At 37.3% G+C, this 1,741-nt stretch carries 2 protein-coding genes and 1 pseudogene; all 3 read left to right on the forward strand.

Annotated features, from left to right (window positions below; all coding sequences use genetic code 11):
• Positions 1–960: RHS repeat-associated core domain-containing protein (locus QVP90_RS01655; RefSeq protein WP_288203734.1), on the forward strand; the 960-nt coding region annotated here is incomplete at its 5' end.
• Between the two features lie 51 nt (positions 961–1,011).
• Positions 1,012–1,470, forward strand: coding sequence for a hypothetical protein (locus QVP90_RS01660; RefSeq protein ID WP_118768835.1), 459 nt, complete (start codon positions 1,012–1,014; stop codon positions 1,468–1,470).
• Between the two features lie 6 nt (positions 1,471–1,476).
• Positions 1,477–1,707: pseudogene (locus tag QVP90_RS19825) on the forward strand (group II intron reverse transcriptase/maturase); the annotation flags it as partial.
• Between the last annotated feature and the right edge of the window lie 34 nt (positions 1,708–1,741).

Genomic DNA, 1,741 nt, shown 5'->3' on the forward strand with positions numbered 1-1,741 from the left:
CCTTATCTTTTCAATGCGAAGGAATTCGATGAGGAGACGGGATTGTATTACTATGGAGCGAGATACTATGACCCACATCTTAGCCTGTGGATGTCAACTGATCCAATGCAGGAGAAGTATCCATGGATAACAAGTTATTGTCAGACTTTTAACAATCCGATACGCTTTATTGATCCAAATGGAGAAGAGGGAGATAATGCGCCAACATTGTATCATAATACTCAGCATCCTGGTAAAATACTCCGTAATGGTTTCAATGCAACTAAATATGGTAAGTTATCTTCCTATAATTGGTTTTCTACAATAGCAAATGCTTCAGGCACTGGTCGCACTGGTAGTGGTGTGACATTAGCTGTTGAAGGTATTGATGTATCACATGCTGTAGAAGTCAAAAATAGCCAAATGAGAGAGTTTTATTTAGAAGCAAAAGCAGAATTGGGTTATACATCTTCGCAGTTGCGTCAATCTCCGGAATTGAAAGCAAAAGTAGATGCCCTTAAATATAAAAAGCTTGGAAAATGGATGGATGCTAAAGGGGCTTCTGTATATAAGTTGGGAAATTCCTATGCCATTTCGGATCATGTTGCAAATAATGGCACCGTAGTGCAAATTTTTGGACCAAAGAATCTAATAAAAGGTCTTAATGGCATTAAAATAGCTGGCAGGGTATTGACATTTGCTGCAGTAGCTGCTGATGCCTATGAAATATACTCTTCACGCTACAATGCACGAACTGTAACATCTGTAGCTGGTGGATGGGCAGGTGCTTGGGCTGGAGCCAAATTGGGTTGTATGGCAGGTACATCTATTGGATTCGCTGTTGGTGGAGTCGGTGAAGTTGTTGGTGCACCAGCTGGAGCATTAATAGGTGGCTTTTTCGGTTATATTTCTGGAAGGAAAGTATCAGAAACCGTTTATGATGTAGTTACTCAAAAAGGAATGCCGATAGGTGGTCGTTAAACAAACGTGGGTCTTATGGATACCATAAGACCCACCATAAACAAGCTTAATATGGAACAAATTAAGTCTATATTCTATAAAGAAATAGCTTATCCGTATTCCAACAATCAGTATGGATTGGCTATCATTATAATGATGCAAAAGAAATGTCTATATTTCGATTCGTCAAGTTTTTATTTTGTTAAATCACCAAGTGATAATTTTAATAAGCAAAAATGGAATATTGTTAGTGATTTAAATGATAATAAGATTGCGGCAATTCACGAAGATGAGCTATCCGCTTATTTCATTCTATTTACTAATAGTAAAATTATGTATATTTATCAAGAATTAGATGGCAATGAATGTATTCGTCAGATGTTCAGAATCGTAAATCCCAATGATAAGGATTATCAAGAAATAGTGCAATATATGAATGAGAAGTGGGTTGAAACACTATACGATGAATATTCTGGTATTGACAACATTATGAACCGCGATATATTTCAATTAACATCAAAATTAACATGAATTATACGAATACTCATGTGTATATGGAAAGCTTGGAAGAAAGTCAAGACAAAAGTGGCAAACCTCATAAGATGTGGTATTAATAAATACAAAGCATACGAATGGGGTAATACTTGCAAGGGCTATTGGCGAATAGCTGACAGCCCTATTCTAAAAAGGGCGATAGATAACAATAAACTACGCTCCGCAGGGTATGCTACTTTAATGGAGACGTATCTCGAATGGTATCCAAAATAGGAACCGCCGTATGCGGAACCGCACGTACGGTGGT

The organism is Bacteroides sp. CAG:189 (assembly GCF_000432295.1).
GTDB classification, from domain to species: domain Bacteria; phylum Bacteroidota; class Bacteroidia; order Bacteroidales; family Bacteroidaceae; genus Bacteroides; species Bacteroides salyersiae.